The 16649-nt window shown below is 60.0% G+C and carries 20 protein-coding genes and 3 tRNA genes; 1 reads left to right on the forward strand and 22 read right to left on the reverse strand.

The features are described 5' to 3' along the window. Positions 1–333: 333 nt before the first annotated feature. From DW661_RS07600 to serS, 3 genes are all read right to left on the reverse strand, one after another. A tRNA-Arg gene (locus DW661_RS07600) sits at positions 334–410 on the reverse strand. A gap of 77 nt (positions 411–487) precedes the next feature. Next, the gene (locus DW661_RS07605) at positions 488–865 is read right to left on the reverse strand and encodes a hypothetical protein (protein ID WP_117645937.1); all 378 of its coding nucleotides are present in this window, start codon (positions 863–865) and stop codon (positions 488–490) included. A 171-nt stretch (positions 866–1036) separates the two neighbouring features. Then, the gene (gene serS, locus DW661_RS07610) at positions 1037–2320 is read right to left on the reverse strand and encodes a serine--tRNA ligase (RefSeq protein WP_117563693.1); all 1284 of its coding nucleotides are present in this window, start codon (positions 2318–2320) and stop codon (positions 1037–1039) included. A gap of 111 nt (positions 2321–2431) precedes the next feature. On the opposite strand from serS, the gene DW661_RS10250 reads away from it, so the two are divergent. Beyond that, positions 2432–2605, forward strand: coding sequence for a DUF6724 family protein (locus tag DW661_RS10250; protein ID WP_168170424.1), 174 nt, complete (start codon positions 2432–2434; stop codon positions 2603–2605). 158 nt (positions 2606–2763) lie between these two features. Here the strand turns inward: DW661_RS10250 and proC are convergent, their stop codons facing one another. The 19 genes from proC to DW661_RS07705 form a co-directional block, all read right to left on the reverse strand. Continuing rightward, positions 2764–3534 (reverse strand): pyrroline-5-carboxylate reductase, encoded by a 771-nt coding sequence (gene proC, locus DW661_RS07615; protein ID WP_089572672.1) that lies wholly within the window; start codon positions 3532–3534, stop codon positions 2764–2766. Between the two features lie 73 nt (positions 3535–3607). Then, positions 3608–4078 (reverse strand): 23S rRNA (pseudouridine(1915)-N(3))-methyltransferase RlmH, encoded by a 471-nt coding sequence (gene rlmH / locus DW661_RS07620; RefSeq protein WP_117563694.1) that lies wholly within the window; start codon positions 4076–4078, stop codon positions 3608–3610. 6 nt (positions 4079–4084) lie between these two features. After that, the gene (locus DW661_RS07625; RefSeq protein WP_055250521.1) at positions 4085–5023 is read right to left on the reverse strand and encodes an SPFH domain-containing protein; all 939 of its coding nucleotides are present in this window, start codon (positions 5021–5023) and stop codon (positions 4085–4087) included. A 288-nt stretch (positions 5024–5311) separates the two neighbouring features. Then, positions 5312–5398 (reverse strand) — tRNA-Leu (locus DW661_RS07630). Positions 5399–5441: 43 nt separating this feature from the next. Beyond that, the gene (locus DW661_RS07635) at positions 5442–6359 is read right to left on the reverse strand and encodes a TatD family hydrolase (protein WP_117583809.1); all 918 of its coding nucleotides are present in this window, start codon (positions 6357–6359) and stop codon (positions 5442–5444) included. Then, positions 6349–7209, reverse strand: coding sequence for a 16S rRNA (adenine(1518)-N(6)/adenine(1519)-N(6))-dimethyltransferase RsmA (gene rsmA, locus DW661_RS07640; RefSeq protein WP_117583810.1), 861 nt, complete (start codon positions 7207–7209; stop codon positions 6349–6351). Before rsmA ends, DW661_RS07635 begins: the two co-directional genes overlap by 11 nt. A 107-nt stretch (positions 7210–7316) precedes the next feature. After that, positions 7317–8918, reverse strand: coding sequence for a methionine--tRNA ligase (metG, locus tag DW661_RS07645; RefSeq protein ID WP_117583811.1), 1602 nt, complete (start codon positions 8916–8918; stop codon positions 7317–7319). Between the two features lie 69 nt (positions 8919–8987). Further along, the gene (gene rsmI / locus DW661_RS07650) at positions 8988–9866 is read right to left on the reverse strand and encodes a 16S rRNA (cytidine(1402)-2'-O)-methyltransferase (RefSeq protein ID WP_117583812.1); all 879 of its coding nucleotides are present in this window, start codon (positions 9864–9866) and stop codon (positions 8988–8990) included. A 6-nt stretch (positions 9867–9872) separates the two neighbouring features. After that, positions 9873–10934, reverse strand: a complete 1062-nt coding sequence (locus DW661_RS07655) for a glycoside hydrolase family 5 protein (protein WP_055309641.1) — start codon at positions 10932–10934, stop codon at positions 9873–9875. Positions 10935–11417: 483 nt separating this feature from the next. Further along, positions 11418–11490, reverse strand: a tRNA-Phe gene (locus tag DW661_RS07660). A 123-nt stretch (positions 11491–11613) separates the two neighbouring features. Next, complete coding sequence (locus DW661_RS07665; RefSeq protein ID WP_035137167.1) at positions 11614–11898, reverse strand: ribbon-helix-helix domain-containing protein; 285 nt, start codon at positions 11896–11898, stop codon at positions 11614–11616. Continuing rightward, the gene (locus DW661_RS07670) at positions 11873–12163 is read right to left on the reverse strand and encodes a hypothetical protein (RefSeq protein ID WP_117583813.1); all 291 of its coding nucleotides are present in this window, start codon (positions 12161–12163) and stop codon (positions 11873–11875) included. Before DW661_RS07670 ends, DW661_RS07665 begins: the two co-directional genes overlap by 26 nt. 58 nt (positions 12164–12221) lie before the next feature. Further along, positions 12222–12581: a DUF192 domain-containing protein gene (locus DW661_RS07675; protein ID WP_226790440.1), complete on the reverse strand. Its 360-nt coding sequence runs from the start codon at positions 12579–12581 to the stop codon at positions 12222–12224. Further along, positions 12578–13054 (reverse strand): hypothetical protein, encoded by a 477-nt coding sequence (locus DW661_RS07680; protein ID WP_117583814.1) that lies wholly within the window; start codon positions 13052–13054, stop codon positions 12578–12580. The genes DW661_RS07675 and DW661_RS07680 overlap by 4 nt, the downstream gene beginning before the upstream one ends. After that, entirely contained in the window at positions 13054–15114 is a 2061-nt protein-coding gene (locus DW661_RS07685; protein WP_118935273.1) for a hypothetical protein, read from the reverse strand. Before DW661_RS07685 ends, DW661_RS07680 begins: the two co-directional genes overlap by 1 nt. 193 nt (positions 15115–15307) lie before the next feature. Further along, positions 15308–15766, reverse strand: coding sequence for a TadE/TadG family type IV pilus assembly protein (locus tag DW661_RS10360; RefSeq protein ID WP_370448143.1), 459 nt, complete (start codon positions 15764–15766; stop codon positions 15308–15310). Then, positions 15663–15881 carry a hypothetical protein gene (locus DW661_RS07695; protein ID WP_117734711.1) on the reverse strand — a complete coding sequence of 73 codons (219 nt, stop codon included), beginning with the start codon at positions 15879–15881 and terminating at the stop codon, positions 15663–15665. The genes DW661_RS10360 and DW661_RS07695 overlap by 104 nt, the downstream gene beginning before the upstream one ends. A 1-nt stretch (position 15882) precedes the next feature. Next, the gene (locus tag DW661_RS07700) at positions 15883–16446 is read right to left on the reverse strand and encodes a hypothetical protein (protein ID WP_158564541.1); all 564 of its coding nucleotides are present in this window, start codon (positions 16444–16446) and stop codon (positions 15883–15885) included. Beyond that, positions 16410–16643: a hypothetical protein gene (locus DW661_RS07705; protein ID WP_117734713.1), complete on the reverse strand. Its 234-nt coding sequence runs from the start codon at positions 16641–16643 to the stop codon at positions 16410–16412. Before DW661_RS07705 ends, DW661_RS07700 begins: the two co-directional genes overlap by 37 nt. Between the last annotated feature and the right edge of the window lie 6 nt (positions 16644–16649).

Genomic DNA, 16649 nt, shown 5'->3' on the forward strand with positions numbered 1-16649 from the left:
GGAAACGCGGGGCCCGTTCAGGCTGTTGCGTTGAGATTGAAAATCAACCTAATTAAGTTGTTCGTGCCTCGACCGAGGTTCGAATCCATGCGGCGTCCACCTAAAAGAAAAGCCCCCGTTGCCGGAGGCTTTCAATTTCGGTTGGTGCGGCGTATAGGATTCCGCGCATCCGCTGCGCGGATCCGCACCGGCTTCGCCCGCCTGCCGGCGGACTCGCCCGCTCGCTAAAAACGCTCCGCGTTTTCTTGACGCTCGCGCCTCGACCGAGGTTCGAATCCATGCGGTGGCGGCATAAAAGAAAAGCCCCCGTTGCCGGAGGCTTTCAATTTCAATTGGTGCGGCGTATAGGATTCGAACCTATGACGTTCTGATTCGTAGTCAGACCCTCTATCCAGCTGAGGTAACGCCGCAGCGCAAGACATATAAAACCACTTTAGCTTATTGGAGTCAAGCACAATTTCAAACTTTTTTGTGGAACGCAGTCTTGTCATGCTGCTCCGCATATACCGCCATTCCCCGTACGATCGATTGGCTTTTCGATCACGTCAAACTTAGCATCAAGTTCCCTCAGGAGCGATCTCACCCGCTGGGCACAATCATAATCGGCAAACGAGATGCTCAACATGCGAGCAACCTGATTAGATGTCTGGACCCCATAGAAATGCTCTAGGGCCACAAGCCCCTCGTGCGCCACAAACGTCTCAACCACATGAGGCGACTCCTCGTAGCACCATTGCGTCAACGGCCCCTCGCTCGTCTGTCGAACCACCAGGCCACCCATGCCAGACGGCTCACACGTCACAAGCAGGTACTCCCCGCCCTCGTCGCTCTCAAACAAAACCACCCGATCATCAAACAGCTCCATCGCGTCCCCTTTCTCTCGCTCTTATTTAGCAAAAGCATAGCAGGTAGATGGCTGTATACAGAACAGTTGTTCGTGTGTTTTCTATTGAGCTGTCCGCACAGCATGGTATGGCCGCACACAAAAAGGGCACCCCAAAAAGGAGTGCCCTAGCAAATCGCTTATGCAGCCAATCTACGCGACCGGCTCGATCTTCTCGAGGCCGCCCATGTAGGGACGCAGAACCTCGGGGATCGTGATGGTGCCGTCAGCGTTCTGGTAGTTCTCCAGAATGGCTGCCATGGTACGGCCAGCCGGCAGACCGGAACCGTTGAGGGTGTGCAGATAGCGCGAACCCTTGAAGTTCTCGGGGTCGCGATACTTGATGTTGGCGCGACGGGCCTGGAAGTCACCGCAGTTGGAGCAGGAGCTGATCTCCTTGTAGGCGTTGTAGCTCGGCAGCCAGACCTCGACGTCGTAGGTCTGACGGGCAGAGAAGCCCAGGTCGCCGGTGCACAGGCTAATCACGCGATACGGAAGACCCAGCTGCTGCAGCAGGAACTCGGCCTCGGCGGTCATGCTCTCGAGCTCCTTGTCGGACTCCTCCGGCTTGGCAAACTTGACCATCTCGACCTTGTCGAACTCGTGCTGGCGAATGATGCCGCGGGTATCGCGACCAGCGGAGCCGGCCTCCTCGCGGAAGCAGGGGGTGAAGGCGGTGTAGCGGCGCGGCAGGGTATCGGCGTCGAGGACCTCACCGGCGTGCAGGTTGGTGAGCACGACCTCGGCGGTGGGGATCAGGAAGTTGTCGCCCGAGACGTGATAGGCGTCGTCCTCGAACTTGGGCAGCTGGCCCGTGCCGAACATGGTCTGACGCTTGACGACGATGGGCGGCCACCACTCCTTAAAACCACGGCTGGTGTGCGTATCGAGGAAGAAGTTGATGAGGGCGCGCTCAAGACGGGCGCCGGCGCCACCGAGAACGGTGAAGCGGCTGCCGGAGAGCTTGTTGCCGCGCTCGAAGTCAAGGATGTCGAGATCGGTGCCCAGATCCCAGTGCGGCTTAAAGTCGAAGTCGAACTCGCGCGGGGTGCCCCAACGACGGCGTTCGATGTTCTCGTCCTCGTCCTTGCCGTACGGCGTGGCCTCGCAAGGAATGTTGGGCAGGTGAGCCATGAAGTCGTACTGCTCCTGCTCGAGGGCGGTGCGGCGCTCGGCCAGACCGTCAATCTTCTCGTTGACGGCGCGCACGGCCTCTTTGGCGGCCTCGGCCTCGTCCTTCTTGCCCTCCTTCATCAGGGCGCCGATCTTCTTGGACTCGGCATTGCGCGTGGCTTGAAGTTCCTCGACCTCGGTGATGACGGCACGACGCTCGTCGTCGAGCTCAAAGAACTTCTCGCGATCCCAAGACGTCTGGCGGTTAGCCATGGCGACATCGATGGCATCGGGGTTCTCGCGAACAAACTTGATATCAAGCATTAGATCCTCCGGCGATATACATTCCATTTAGGTTGCAACCTTGTACATGTATGGGCAAGTATATACTTATGAGCGTTTACGACCCAACTCAACTACGCAAGAAGGCACCCAATGGACGCAGTTTTTTCCTTTTTGTTTGGCACCCGCACCGGTTTTGCCATCCTTTTCGCCGGCGGCATCCTGCTGTTTGCGATTATTGCCTTTGTAATGGAGAAGCGCACCCATAAGATGTATGTCGACCGCGGCCCCAAGTCCGAGGACGAAGAAGACAGCTTCTGGGACTAACCTGCCAAAAAGGGACAGGTTTATTTTGGTCGGTTTTATCTGGGCAAACGCAAGTGCCCCGCAACTGGAATTGAGCCAGTTGCGGGGCACTTTTCGCTAAAAGGACAAAACCGCAGGAAAAACCTGCCAACATAAACCTGTCCCTTTTTTGGTCGGTTTTACTGGAGGGTTGCGTCGATTGCCTTGACCAGGGCGCTGCGCATGCCGGCGTCCTCGAGCGCAACGACGCCCTTGATGGTGGCACCACCGGGCGAGCATACGGCATCCTTCATCGCCGCAGGATGCTGGCCAGTTGCAAGCTGCAGCTTTGCCGTACCCAGCACCATCTGGCTCACAATGCGATAAGCATCCGCACGCGGGATACCGTGCTTGACCGCCGCATCGCCCAGGGCCTCGATTGCCATGGCGACAAACGCCGGAGCGCAACCACCCACCGTGCCGCCCACAAACAGCAGGCTTGTGTCGAGCTCGACGACAGCGCCAAGCTTACCGAGCAGGTCGAGCACCACAGCACGCTGCTCGTCGTTAAGCGTCGAAGCCTTCTCGCAGGCGATGACGCCCTCGCCCACCGAAACCGGCGTGTTGGGCACCGTCGAGATATGCGCGACGCCCGGCAGGACCTGCTCCCACTTGGCACTGTCCCAGGTCCAGGCAACCGACAGAACGACCTTTTTGGCAAGAGCATCCTTGAGCGGGGCGAATACCTTCTCGATCATGTACGGTTTGACCGCAGCGACCACGATATCGGATGCGGCGACAACCTCGGCGGCATCGTGGCAGGCGACCATGCCGCGCGCCTCGCAGCGCTCAACCAGTGCGTCGTAGCGACCCGCGCAGGCGCACATGTCGCTCGCAGCTACACCGGCAGCGATCCAGCCATCGGCCATAGCGCTCGCCATATTGCCAAAACCGACAAATCCAATCTTCATATCGCATAGTCCTTTCAGACACATTCCTCAAAACGAAAGGTATTGTCCCACGCCATTGTTTCGTATTGCCGACCTATTTGTGATACGGCTCGCCACGACTGATCTTGCAGGCACGGTAAATCTGCTCCAGCAGCACCACACGCGCCAGGTTATGCGGCAAGGTAATGCGTCCAAAGCTGAGCATCTCGTCGGCTCGTGCGCGCACGTCATCGCTCACGCCGTCCGAACCGCCGATTACAAAGGCAATGTCGCTGCTGCCTCGCAGCATAAGATCGTCGAGCCTCGCCGAAAACTCCTCGCTCGAGCGCTCCTTGCCCTCGATAGCCAGCAGGATCACATGCGCTCGAGATGGCAAGGCGGCAAGAATCGCCGCCCCCTCCTTGTCGCGCGCGGCATCCACGCCGCCCGCCTTAGCCGGGTCGATATCGGCCACCTCGCGGATATCCACCTTGGCATAGGCACCTAGGCGCTTGGTGTACTCAGCGCACGCGTCCTTCCAAAAGCGCTCCTTGAGCTTACCGACGCAAACGACGGTGTATTTCACGCGCGTCTACTCCTTCGAATCGTTTTGAACTTTGCCGGCGGCCAGCATCTGCTCGAACATCGAAGCCGACTGCGAAAAGTCGCTCGGCAGCACGACCGTCGAGGTTTTACCCGTGCGAGCGAACTCCGTCATCATCTCGGACCACTGCGTAAACATGAACAGTTGGTTGGCCTCGTCATTGCCGACACCCGTCTCCTGGATGATCTCGAGCGAATCTTTGATACCCAGCGCGATGGCCTTGCGCTGGTTGGCGATGCCCTCGCCCGCCTTTTCCATAGCCTCGGCCTCGGCGGTCGCCTCGGTGACGCGCTTGATGCGGTCGGCCTCGGCGAGCTCCTGCGCGGCAGCGCGCTTGCGCTGGGCAGCGTTGATGTCGTTCATGGAGTTCTCAACCTCGGTCGGCAGTGCGATTTTGGTGATGAGCGTCGACACGAGGGTGAAGCCGTAGGCGGCCATCTGCTCGGAAACGGTAGCGTTGACATCCTTGGCGATGTCATCCTTCTTGGCAAAGACCTCATCGAGTGTGTAGACGGGGATGGAGGAGCGCAGGGCGTCGGTGATGAAGTCGCGCATCTGGTCGACGGGCTCCTGCAGCATATAGTAGCTCTTGTAGATGCCCGAATCTGCCGGGCCGGCGCCCATGTCATAGCTCACGTGGTACTGAGCGGAGACCTCAAGGCCAATGGTCACGTTGTCCTGGGTCTTAACGTCGATGCCAAAACCATTTTTCATGGTGCGCAGACTCACCGTGGCGGCCTTGCGGTCAATCACGGGCACCTTCACGTGGAAGCCCGCGTTGACGATACGATTGAACTTACCCAAGCGCTCGATGATCACAGCGTGCTGCTGCTCAACGACGTAGCAGGCGTTGGGGAGCAGCAACAACAGGATGATGATGGGAATCAAAAGGCTGGTAAGGGCGGCGATGATACCGGAAAATAGCATGGTCTCTCCTCTGATAGGCACACGTTGGTACTAGGATACCCGTCCAAGGAGATCGTGCATAACAAAAAAGCTCCCATTGCTGGGAGCTCTTTCAATCAATGGTGCGGGCGAAAGGACGTCCGCGTATCCGCTTCGCGGATCCGCACCGGCTTCGCCCGCCTGCCGGCGGACTCGCCAGCTCGCTAAAAACGCTCCGCGTTTTCTTGACGCTCGCTCCTTCACAGGTTCAAGTCCCTGCGATGGGCACATAACAAAAAAGCCCCCATTGCTGGGAGCTCTTTCAATCAATGGTGCGGGCGAAAGGACTTGAACCTTCATGGGGTTGCCCCCATACGGACCTGAACCGTACGCGTCTGCCAATTCCGCCACGCCCGCGTGCAGGAATTAGAATAACGGAGCGCCACCGCGAACGCAAGAACTATTTTTGAAAAAGTTTGCAGGCATTTTCCCAAGCGGCATGCGCGATTGTTTCGGCGTCCTCACCAGTGCGATCGACACGGTCGTTAACCAGCGCGTTTGCCGTAATGGAGATCATTGCTGGCTCGCATTCAAGACCGCGAATGGGCTCCGGCGCCATATACGGGCAATCCGTCTCGAACAAAATGCGGTCGAGCGGGGTCGCCGCAAATGCCTCGCGCACGTCATCGTTGCGCTTAAAGGTGGCCGCACCACCATAGGCGATATAGCAGCCCAGCTCCACAAAGCGCTCCATCGTGGCGCGGTCCTCGCCAAAGCAGTGCAGCACGCAACCGGCCTGAGGCACACCCACCTCGCGCAGCACGTTGTACGCATCCATATGCGAGGTGCGCTCCCCATCCGAGTCCTCGTGCCGCAGGTGCAGCTCCACCGGCACATTGCGGCGCACGGCAACTTCGAGCTGACGCGCCATGCAATCAATCTGCACACTGTGGGGCGCCGGCGCGATGTCGTCGTCGTAATCCGTGTGGTAGTCCAGACCGATCTCGCCGATACCGGCGCACAAAGGGTCATCGAGCGCAGCAACAACCTGCGCGTGAATGTCATCGGTATAATCCGGCGCGCCATAGGGGTGAACGCCAGCGAGATACTTGATCTGCGGAATATCCCGCATCGGCAGAATTTCGCGCACGAGCCAGTCGCTATAGTCCGTCACGCTGCGCTTGTCGGCGATGGGGTCGAGCATCGTCACCAACAGGTCGACGCCCGCGGCTTTGGCGCGCACGAGCGTCTCGGGCACTTCTTTCCCCCAAAACGAAAGCAGATGCGCATGCGTGTCAGCAAGCGGTGCCAAGGGCACGGGACAAGCAACCGTCTTCTTTTTCTTGGTAAACGTCACGCGTTCGGCATTAGGCATCATGGATGAGCTCCTGAGCCAGGCGGATAAAGTCGGCAACATCAAGCGTTTCTGCGCGCGTGGTGGGTGCGATACCGCAAGCCTCAAAGGCGGCGTCGAGCACGTCCTTGGCAAAGCCGTTGGCGCTCATGGAATTGCGGATGGTCTTGCGGCGCTGAGCAAATGCAGCATCAATCACGCGGGCCACAAACTCGCGATCGAGTCCTTCGGGCGCCACGCCGTCAACACGGTCGATACGCACGACGGCCGAGTCCACGTGCGGTGCCGGCATAAAGCAACGTGGCGGCACCTCAAAGCGACCCGTAACCTGCGCATACAGGCCGAGCTTTGCCGTGTAGCCGCCATAGGTCTTGTTACCCGGCACCGCGGCAATGCGATCGGCAACCTCCTTTTGAACCATGACCACGGCACGCTTGAGCGCGGGCATCGTCTGGAAGAACTGCAGGATGATCGTCGCCGCCACGTTATAGGGCAGGTTCGCGACAAATACCGTCGGCTCACCGCCTGCAGCCTGCTCAATCTGCCCCGTCGTCACCTTGAGCGCGTCGCCCATGATAAAGCGGAAGTTGGCATAGTCGGCGGCATGGGCATCGAGCACCGGTTCGAGTTCGGGATCGGCCTCGATCGACGTGACGCACGCCGCCTCCTGCAGCAGCGCGAGCGTGAGCGTACCAACGCCCGGGCCAACCTCGAGCACGCGCTCATCGCCCGTGAGCTCGGAAAGCTCGCAAATGCGCTCAATTACATGGTTGTCGATCAGGAAGTTCTGGCCCAGGCGATGCTTGGTCGCAAGGCCAAACTCCTCCAGCAGCTCCCTTGTTGCCGTGGGGTTTGCCAAAGGCGAAGTTGTCATAGTTGCCTCCTTAGCATGATGGCGGCGTCTTGAAACAAAAGGGCATGGACCGTTGCGGCCATGCCCTTACATCTAAACAGCAAATTGCCGATATGGCGCGCGGCGTCTTAGCCCAGACGCGGGAACAGCGGCTCACCCTTCTCGACGGGCTGACCACCGGCAAGCAGGCCCCAAGCGCAAATGCCCTTGAGGTCGTCGCTCGCGGCCTCGTCCTCGCAGGACAGGCGGCGCAGGGCTTCGGCAGAGGTCTGAGGCATGAGCGGCATCAGCAGGTGAGCGGCAATGCGGATGGCCTCGAGCAGGTTGTAGATCACAAATGCCAGCTCGTCAGCCTTGGCCTCATCCTTGGCAAGCGCCCAAGGCTCGGAGTCCTCGATGTAGTGGTTGGCGGCGTGGATGAGCTCCATAACCTCGTCCTTGGCTCCGCCGTAATCGAGCACGTCCATCTTGGCCATGTAGCGGTCGACCAGGCCATCGGCGATCTTTGCCAGCGGGTTGTCGAACGCATCGAACGATGCGGGCTTGGCGGGCGCGCAACCGTCAAAGTACTTGCCGCTCATGTTGAGCGAACGCGAGATAAGGTTGCCCCAGCTGTTGGCCAGGTCGGCGTTGTAGACCTGCTCCATGCGATCGAAGCTGATAGCGCCGTCGGTACCGGGAACGACGTCGGTCATAAAGTAGTAGCGATAGCCCTCGACGCCCAGCATGTCGATAACGTCCTGCGGAGCGATGGCGTTACCGCGGCTCTTGGACATCTTCTCGGCCTTGCCGGTCTCGGCATTGCGCACGGTCAGGAAGCCGTGGGCAAAGACGTGCTCGGGCAGGGCCTCGCCGATGGCCATGAGCATGGCGGGCCAAATGACGCAGTGGAAGCGGATGATGTCCTTACCCACGATGTGGAACTGCGCGGGCCAGCGATAGGCCAGCTCGGCACGCGCCTCGTCGGTGTCGACACCGTAGCCGACGGCCGTCATATAGTTGAGCAGCGCGTCAAACCATACATAGGTCACATGGCCCTCGTCAAACGGAACCTGGATGCCCCAGTCAAAGCTCGTGCGACTCACGGAAAGGTCGTTGAGGCCGCCCTCGACAAAGCTGCGAACCTCGTTCATGCGGAACGCAGGCTCGACAAAGTCGGGGTGCTCGTCATAGAGCTTGAGAAGCTTGTCCTGGAAGGCGGAAAGCTTAAAGAAGTAGGACTCCTCCTGGACGCGCTCAAGCGGACGGTGGCAGTCGGGGCATAGATGCTGGCCGACGCTGCCGTACTCCTCGTCGCCCTTCTGGACCTGCGTATCAGTGAAGTAGGTCTCGTCAGGCACGCAATACCAACCGTCGTAGCTGCCCTTATACAGGTAACCGGACTCCTTCATGCGCTCCCACAGGTACTGCACGGCATGATGCTGGCGCGGCTCGGTGGTGCGGATGAAGTCGTCGTTGGAAATCTCGAGCTTGCTCCAAAGCTCCTTGAAGTGCGGAGCCTGGCTGTCGGTCCACTCCTGCGGCGTCATGCCATGCTTGGCTGCGGCCTCGGCGACCTTCTCGCCGTGCTCGTCCATGCCGGTCAGGAACTTGACGTTATAGCCGGCGGAACGGCGATAGCGAGCCTGAACGTCGGCGATGATGGTGGAATAAGCCGTGCCCAGGTGCGGATCGGCGTTGACGTAGTAGATGGGCGTCGTGATAAAGAACGAAGGCTTGCTTTGATCCATGGGGTTTGTCCTCCAGAAAAACGTTGCATACAGAGGATGATTCTAGCGCAAGGGCTGGATATCCTCCATCTATTGCATATCGAGCACCATGGCATAGACATCGCGCTTGCGGCGCGAATACTTCTGAGACAGGCGCTTGGCCACCGCAGACGCGGGCTCCCCCTCCTCGAGCGCGGCGCGGATATCCTCGCGCAGGGCCTCGTCGGGATCCGCTGCCGTGGCGCCGACCGGCACGATACCGGCCTCCTCATCCTCGCTCGGTGGCGCGATGACCAGCGCAATCTCGCCCTTTACCTCGCCGCGAGCACGCAGCTCCTCGGCAAGCTGGTCAGCGGGCCCGCGCAAGACCTCCTCGTGCAGCTTGGTGAGTTCGCGGCAGACGGCAACCTCACGCTGGGGAAAGACCTCCGCCACGGCCTCGAGCGTCGCCACGATGCGATGTGGAGACTCGTAGAAGATGAGTGCGCCGGGCACCACGGCAAGGCGCTGCAAACGGCGCACACGGTCGCCGTGCTTTCGGCCCAAAAAGCCCTCGAAGAAAAAATGCTCGCAGGGAATGCCGGACGAAACAAGCGCCGTGACGCAAGCAGAGGGCCCGGGAATAACTTCGACGGGCACATCGGCCTCACGCGCCGCCTCGACCAGCGCCTGGCCGGGATCGGACACGCTCGGCATGCCGGCGTCCGAGGCAAAAGCGAGGGTCTCCCCCGCCAGCAGACGGTCGACCAGGCCGGCGGCGCGGCTGGCGATCACATTCTCGTCGCAACGGACAAGCGGCTTGGAAATGCCCAGGTGCATCAGTAGCTTTGACGTCACACGCGTGTCTTCGCAGCAGATGGCATCAGCAGCGGCAAAGGCCTCACCAACGCGCGGGGACAGGTCGCCCAGGTTGCCGATGGGCGTGCCGACCACATAGAGTTTGCCCGTATGGGCGCTGTTTTGCGTCATATCAACCTATTCAATCATGCCGCGCTCGAGCGTACCGAGCGCCGCGCGGGCGTCCCATGCTGCAATGCGCTTCTCGGTCTTCCACGTTTGGAAGAACCAACCGGCAGCCGGCGCAAACGAAGCCAGCTGGTTGGCGATAAACACGCGCTCGTAGGCATTGCGGCCCTCGGGCGTAACCGACGAGTTGGCAAAGATCGCCGCGCCCGACCATTCGCCCACCAGCACGGGGAACCCAGTCGAAATCGCTTCTTTAAGCTCGCGCTTGTTACGCGAAATCGCCGTCGTCAGCCCGCGAGGGCTCGTGATGTCGAGCGCATACTCGTCGCGGTAATGGTACAGGTGAAGGTCCATGTAGACGTTCTTGTACTTGGCGCCGCGCATAAAATGCTTCCACTCGCTGGGATGCCCCGACGACGAGAAGACGACGATCTTATCCTCGGGCATATACGAACGGACGAGCTCGTAGGCATCGCGATAGAAATTGCGCAGGTAGTGAGCAGGAATGCCATCCGTCATGGTGAAGAGGCTCTTGCGAACGCTCATCTGCGGCGTGTCCAGCAGCTCAATGCCCAGCAGGCTCTCGGCCTCGCCATAGCGATCGGCCAAGCGCTCGAGCACGTCGAGTGCGACATGACGGCCGTTGGTGGACGAATGCCACTCGGCAACAGCCTCCGGCGTGGTGGGCGAATCGTTGGAATCGCCCTGGCCACCGGGCACGGTTGCCAGATCGAGCAGCACGCGGATGTCGTACTTGGCAGCCCACTCAATTGCGCGGTCGATGTAATCGACAACCGATATGTAGGAGGCATCGGACTCCTGTGAGCCAAAGGCATACCAGGGCACCGGCAGACGCACGGCATTGAGACCGATCTGCGCCATGCGGCGAAAATCGTCCTCGCTCACAAACGTCTCGTAATGGCGGCGCATGCGCTCGTTATAGGCGGCGGTACCCATGGCCTCCTGTAGCTCAGCCGCGTTGGATGCACCGGTCGCCGCGTACAGCGACGGGGTCACCCAAGGCTCGGGAATAAACCAGCCAGAGAGATTAACGCCGAGTATCCTCTCCATCACTGCCCCCTTCGGATCATGCAGGTCGAACCCGCATCGTATTGCGTAGGATAAGTATCGTTTTGAGTATACCCGCGTGTGCGGACAGGCGACCGAACGGTCTGCAAAGTGACGCGAAAGTGGGAGGAATGTCTGGGAGCAGACGGACTCGGAATGGTGCGACGAGGTGTGTACGCGCGCCGGAGGCAGGCACCGGAAAGTGTGTCCCGTTCTGAGCCCTTATTCTGGGACGCAGTTTCCGCAGAACCCTACATAAAAGAAAAGGACCCCTTTGCAGAGGTCCTAGTCAATTCAAGGTGGCGGGGAAGGGAATCGCGTCCGCGCGCTGCGCGGACGGACCGCTGCGGCGCTTACGCGCCTTGCGAGCTGCGCTGGCAAACGCTTACGCGTTTACTCAGCTCCGCGCCCTCACGGGGTTCGATTCCGTGCGAGGGCTACATAAAAGAAAAGGACCCCTTTGCAGAGGTCCTAGTCAATTCAAGGTGGCGGGGAAGGGAATCGAACCCCTGACACGAGGATTTTCAGTCCTCTGCTCTACCAACTGAGCTACCCAGCCATTTGAGGTGTGCCTTGTTTCAAGGCTTGATTAGTATAACCAAGGACGCGTTCCGGTCAACCGAGAATTTCAAAAAAGTTTTTGAGCACAGCCTCGGTTCTTTAAATCGGCACGTCAGAGGCATCAGCCGGCAGCAAGAAGTTTTTCGCTCAGAGCCGCACGGGCAAACTCACTTGGCGTCATCCCCTCGGCAGCCGCCCGTCGACGAATGGCCTCCTTCATTCCCAGAGGAATCTTGACCGACAGCGTTGCCGTCCCCTCACCTGAGAGTGGGGGCCGTCCATGCACGATCCCACCAACGGTGTGTTCGCCATCCGGAAACTCTCCGCGCTCGTACGACTCGCACCACGCGTCAATCATTTCATCCGTTACAACCTGACCATTAGCGGCCGTATACGTCTTGCCCATCATCGACCCCTTTGCCGAGCCCGTTCAATCTCCTGCCAAAATTTCTTCTGGACTGGAGACAAGGCATGAATGATAAGCCCCCACGGACAAGCTCGACCGCGACAAGCTCCACGCTTCGTCCGTCTGGGAGCCATCCAATCGCAAGCCATCTCGGCGGCTCGTCCTTCGGCTCGCGACGAATGCACTCAGTAACCGCAAGCCAAGCGCTAAGCACCTGCTTTTCCGTCAGGTGCTTTTTAGCGTTGGGATGGATCTCAACATCCATGCATCTTCTCCTCCATCTTACCCAATTTCGTATGACGAAAGTCCGCTGTCGCCAATTCTTAAGCCGGCACGCGTTGGAGAGCAGGGGTCGAAACAATGATTGAAGGACGCTCTAGTACGGCCCAGGCGCCGGGGCAGGAGCACATACGCCAGGGACGTACGTTTTCGTAGCATACGAGGACATAGCCACGTGCATCGATAAAGGCGATATCGATGGGATAGGCCATAAAACACGTATGGACCGAAGAGCAGCGTGGAAATGCCATGACGAGCGGCAGACCGTTGGCGGCAACCGGACACCGTCCCAGCATGCCGCGCAGGCGCACGGCAAACGACTCCGCCACCGCAAACTCGGCCGGCGTCCAGCCCAGCCTATTGAGTGCCCGCGCGTAGGCGATGTAGGACGAGACCGCGGTCACATGACCACCCCCGGACGCCATGGATCGACCGTCACCGCGCGCTCGTGCGACAACGTTGTCGGCGCCCCCAGCGGAACGCCAGCGATGCTGAGAGAAGTCGGCCACGGCTCATAGTGCATGGTGCAGGTGTAGGTCCTAAACGTACCGGATAGGGAGAGCAGGCCACCATCCGATGCCTCCGCGCCTTGCTCGCTCGACACTTCGATCTGCAAGTCATAGCCTTCCATGGCATTCAGAATTTGAGTCCGGACCGTCGCCGAGGCATCGACAGAGCTTTCGTCGCCCTCCCCGCTCGGCGCCACGGCGTGCGCCAACACGATGTCGGGCACCACGCGGTCGAAGCGCGCGACAGCGCTGGCAAAGATCATGACGTTGTATACGATGAGTGCCAGCACCAGCAAAACGGGCGTAACCACTGCTATCTCCACCGTCGCTTGGGCGCGCTCCTCGCGCAGACGCATGCGGATACTCATTACGACCCACCGCCCAGAGCGCCAACCAGCGTGGCGACATCGACGGTGAGCGGGATGGAGCCGCCGCCGGGCAGAGGAATCTCCGCAAGCGTGAACACCGTACCGCTGATGGTGCGTTCGACTTGATATTCCAACGCCTCGCAAAGCGCCTTGGGATCGGTCACGCCCAACGGAATACTTCGCAGTTTGTCTTGCGCTTGAGAGAGACCAGCAATGTCAGACCCCGGGCTCTTAATGACGTTGGCGGAATCAGTCAGCACCGGCTTTCGCAGGCGCAAGTCGCACGGTTCCAAACCCAGCGCCGCCACGGACGCCGAAACGGTATCGCCGAGCCACGATGCAATGGAGCCCAACGCGCCGCTGCCCCCTCCTAGGCCTTTAATCATCTCGTCCATAAGTTCGTCGGCCGAACCTTGGATGTCTCCGTATCCCACAAGCAGCCGCCCCCAGACATCCATGACGCCGTCGAGCACGCCGGCAACGCCGCCCGAGCGTTCCTTCAATGTCGAGAAAAATCGCGAAAGCACGTTGTTTTGCGCCGTCGCCCCATCGGGCGCCAGCACCGCGGCAGAGATGGCACCGCGATCGCCAAGTCTGACTGCCGTGTTAAACGAAGAGTTGAGTTCATCGGAGCTCGAGATGGCACCCGAAACCGCAAAGGCAACCACGCCGTTGCGACCGGGCGGAGCGATACGCGGGCGCTCACCGGAAAGTTCTTTGATGGCGGTATCGAACGCATTGCCCGCACGGTCGGCTTCGTCCTCGGTCTGACGCTCGAGCTCGAGCTCCTTGTTGCGACAGTCGACGTAGTCCTCCAGGGCGTCTTTAAACTTGTCAAAGTGATACTCGAAGCCGTTTTCGATAGAGGTTGAAGGCGCCGCAACAGCACCAAGCGACAAAACGCCAAAATGGCATTTGCTGCATTTATCCTGTCCATCGTAATCGGCAACCGAAGCAAATCCGCTCGGCGTCCCTTTCTTATAGTTAGGGCAGGTCGTCCCGTAATGCAGATACGCCTTGTCATCGTTCACGCTCGTCGGCCACACCGCATCGGTATAGAGTTCCGTCGCCCGAACCTCATCAGAGTTGCGCGGCAGCAGCGGAATATAGGAGGAAGCCCTGTCTCCGTTCTCGGTTATATATGCCCGATCGACCTCCGCGTTCGCATAGGTATAAAACGCCTTACGCGCCGCAGACTCTGCCTTCATCTCGACACTCGAGCCCTGGGGCTTCTCATTTGTCAGACGCCAATGGTAGTAGTCCTTCGCGCGATCAAGGGCAACTTGAGGCTCCCACGTAACGCTCGATGAGTAATGCGGATTTTGAACACCGGAAAGATCCGTTAGGCTTTTCGCGCGCTCCCACATGCAAGAACAGCTGCCGACCGAGCCCTTGTCAGACCCACCACAATCCGCCAGCCAAGCACGCTCTTTAGCCTTCGCCGTGTCCTCAGAAGCCTTCCGCAGCTCCTCGGCCGCACGCTCTAAATCATCTGATGTGTCTTTAATGGTATCGGTCGAGATCTCGGACCCTTTGAGCGCAGCGAAGTCCGACTCGGATGTCCTGGGCACGGCAAGCGCCGTACCGGTATAGGTCACACTATCGGTATCCTGCGCCGACACCGCCTGCGTGGCACGCGCGGCGATCAGATACGGCAGGGCCGTCTCGATTTTCTGTAAGCCTTCCGATGCGCTTTTGGCAAACTTGTTGCGCGTTTTAATGATCTCGATCCCGGTGTCGACCATATTGCCGGCAACCGGCTCGGCACCCGGGATGAGGATGGCGACCAGGCCCGTCCCGATCGTGGCAAACCCCGCCAGCCCCAGACTCAAGATACTCGCATCAACCACCGTGGCAGCCGTGTGATAGGACGACACCACGTTGGCACCCGCCAGCGCGCCGCTATCAGCCGCCACCTGGGTGTCCCCGGCACGCGACATGCTCCATATCGCCGCGGTCGACGAAAACAACAATGTGAGCACCACTAGGATGACCACGGCAGAAGAAAGCGTGGTATAGGCACCGTCTTCGATAAACAGATCGACACCGGCTCGACCCATAAAGCCGCCTCGTTTGCGGAGAGCGCCTGGTCGACGGCGGGCCGCAAACCCTTGCGTCACCCGCAACAGGCAGCGCTTAATCCCATGTAGCAATCCACGAATCATAATCTCCCTCCAGCCATTCGGGACGCGATTGATACGAGACATCGACCTTGAGCTCAACGTAGCCGCCCTCGGCGGTACCACCCATAGCCTACGCAAACGCACCGATCACGGGCAACGGCTTGACCTCGCCGGAAACGGACACGGACGAGACGCCACCCGCACCGGCCCGGCCAAGCTCGATATCCCACGACAGCGGCCCGCCGGCATGAAAAATCGAAGCGTTGGGCACTGCGGCAAGCCGGCGGCGAGTGAACTCCTCAAGATCGTCGTCCTCCGCCGTCGTCGTGGTCATGAGCCGCGCGGTCTCGGCGGCGGCAGACTCCATGACCGCGCGCGTATAGAGCAGGCACACCGGTTGCAGTGCGAGAAGGATGAGCGTCAGAAACGTCGGCAGCAAAAAAGCGGCCTCGACCGTAGACTGCGCCCGGTCCTCGCACGCGATATCAATACAACGCGATGTCCTTAGCGCCCGCAGCGGCGTCGATAACCGACGTCGAGGCAACGCCATGGGATGCCGCCCGCTCAACCAGCGCCGCCAAGCGCCCATCGGTGCCGGCACGCCAAAGTCCCGCGATCGCCAGCACGATCGATAACAGCGCCACCGTGACGATGGCGTATTCGACCGTCGCCTGGGCAGATTCCTCACGCAGGACATCATGCATTTCACGATCCCTCCTTTGAGTCCGTTGCCTGCGGGCTCAGGCGCACGGCGCGCAGACGACACGAAGCATCGCCAGCATCCGCGGCAATTGTCACCATATCGACCCAGCCGCGTCCGTCGCGCACGATGGCGCCCCACACGTTTCCCTTGATGTCGAGATAGCCGCTCAGAGCAAGTTGCGCCGTGGGTACCTCGCGATAGGCACGCAGCATATCCGCCGCCGCTTCGGTCATCGGTCGGTCCTCGGACCATGCAAGCCGGACCGCAATCGCGTTGCCCTCAGGCGAATCCGTCGCAGTGCCAGACCGCTTGTCGAGCGCCCGCAGAAAGGTTTGCGCCGTGACAGCGACATCCGAATCGTCCGCATCTCGCATCTCATCTTTTTGAGACGCCACCGCCGAATCTGAGCCCAAATCGGAGGCGGTCCCAGGACGCTGCTGCCGCGGGGCGTTAAGCCCCCAAAGCACCGCCGCTATCGCCACGGTCAGGCAAGCAAACACCAGCAGCATCCCGATGGGGCGCTCGCCCTCTACAGGCTGTTGATGCCCTCGCTGATCGCATCCCATAGCTCTTTAACCTTGCCTTTAAATGCAACGATGGCAATAATCGCGATCACCACAAGTACGCCCACTAAAATGGCGTACTCGGTGGTACCCTGCGCGCTCTCCTCCTGCAACAGCTCCTTGGCATGCTGGCGAGCGCGGATCGCCCGGCAAAAAGCCCAGTTCCAAGCCTTGTCAGCAACTTCGACCATCGTGTTCATGTATTC

The organism is Collinsella sp. AM24-1 (genome assembly GCF_003470325.1).
In the GTDB taxonomy this organism is placed as follows: domain Bacteria; phylum Actinomycetota; class Coriobacteriia; order Coriobacteriales; family Coriobacteriaceae; genus Collinsella.

What these genes read in the sequence shown, in the direction of transcription:
- DW661_RS07655 (WP_055309641.1), bottom strand. Translation starts at nt 10,934, where the DNA reads ATGGAGAGGATACTCGGCGTTAATCTCTCTGGCTGGTTTATTCCCGAG.
- DW661_RS07705 (WP_117734713.1), bottom strand. Translation starts at nt 16,643, where the DNA reads ATGAACACGATGGTCGAAGTTGCTGACAAGGCTTGGAACTGGGCTTTT.
- serS (WP_117563693.1), bottom strand. Translation starts at nt 2,320, where the DNA reads ATGCTTGATATCAAGTTTGTTCGCGAGAACCCCGATGCCATCGATGTC.
- rsmI (WP_117583812.1), bottom strand. Translation starts at nt 9,866, where the DNA reads ATGACGCAAAACAGCGCCCATACGGGCAAACTCTATGTGGTCGGCACG.
- DW661_RS10250 (WP_168170424.1), top strand. Translation starts at nt 2,432, where the DNA reads ATGGACGCAGTTTTTTCCTTTTTGTTTGGCACCCGCACCGGTTTTGCC.
- DW661_RS07700 (WP_158564541.1), bottom strand. Translation starts at nt 16,446, where the DNA reads ATGGGATGCGATCAGCGAGGGCATCAACAGCCTGTAGAGGGCGAGCGC.
- DW661_RS07670 (WP_117583813.1), bottom strand. Translation starts at nt 12,163, where the DNA reads ATGGATGTTGAGATCCATCCCAACGCTAAAAAGCACCTGACGGAAAAG.
- DW661_RS07685 (WP_118935273.1), bottom strand. Translation starts at nt 15,114, where the DNA reads ATGGGTCGAGCCGGTGTCGATCTGTTTATCGAAGACGGTGCCTATACC.
- DW661_RS07605 (WP_117645937.1), bottom strand. Translation starts at nt 865, where the DNA reads ATGGAGCTGTTTGATGATCGGGTGGTTTTGTTTGAGAGCGACGAGGGC.
- DW661_RS07695 (WP_117734711.1), bottom strand. Translation starts at nt 15,881, where the DNA reads ATGCATGATGTCCTGCGTGAGGAATCTGCCCAGGCGACGGTCGAATAC.
- DW661_RS07665 (WP_035137167.1), bottom strand. Translation starts at nt 11,898, where the DNA reads ATGGGCAAGACGTATACGGCCGCTAATGGTCAGGTTGTAACGGATGAA.
- metG (WP_117583811.1), bottom strand. Translation starts at nt 8,918, where the DNA reads ATGGATCAAAGCAAGCCTTCGTTCTTTATCACGACGCCCATCTACTAC.
- DW661_RS07635 (WP_117583809.1), bottom strand. Translation starts at nt 6,359, where the DNA reads ATGATGCCTAATGCCGAACGCGTGACGTTTACCAAGAAAAAGAAGACG.
- DW661_RS07680 (WP_117583814.1), bottom strand. Translation starts at nt 13,054, where the DNA reads ATGAGTATCCGCATGCGTCTGCGCGAGGAGCGCGCCCAAGCGACGGTG.
- proC (WP_089572672.1), bottom strand. Translation starts at nt 3,534, where the DNA reads ATGAAGATTGGATTTGTCGGTTTTGGCAATATGGCGAGCGCTATGGCC.
- rsmA (WP_117583810.1), bottom strand. Translation starts at nt 7,209, where the DNA reads ATGACAACTTCGCCTTTGGCAAACCCCACGGCAACAAGGGAGCTGCTG.
- DW661_RS10360 (WP_370448143.1), bottom strand. Translation starts at nt 15,766, where the DNA reads ATGGGCGCTTGGCGGCGCTGGTTGAGCGGGCGGCATCCCATGGCGTTG.
- DW661_RS07625 (WP_055250521.1), bottom strand. Translation starts at nt 5,023, where the DNA reads ATGCTATTTTCCGGTATCATCGCCGCCCTTACCAGCCTTTTGATTCCC.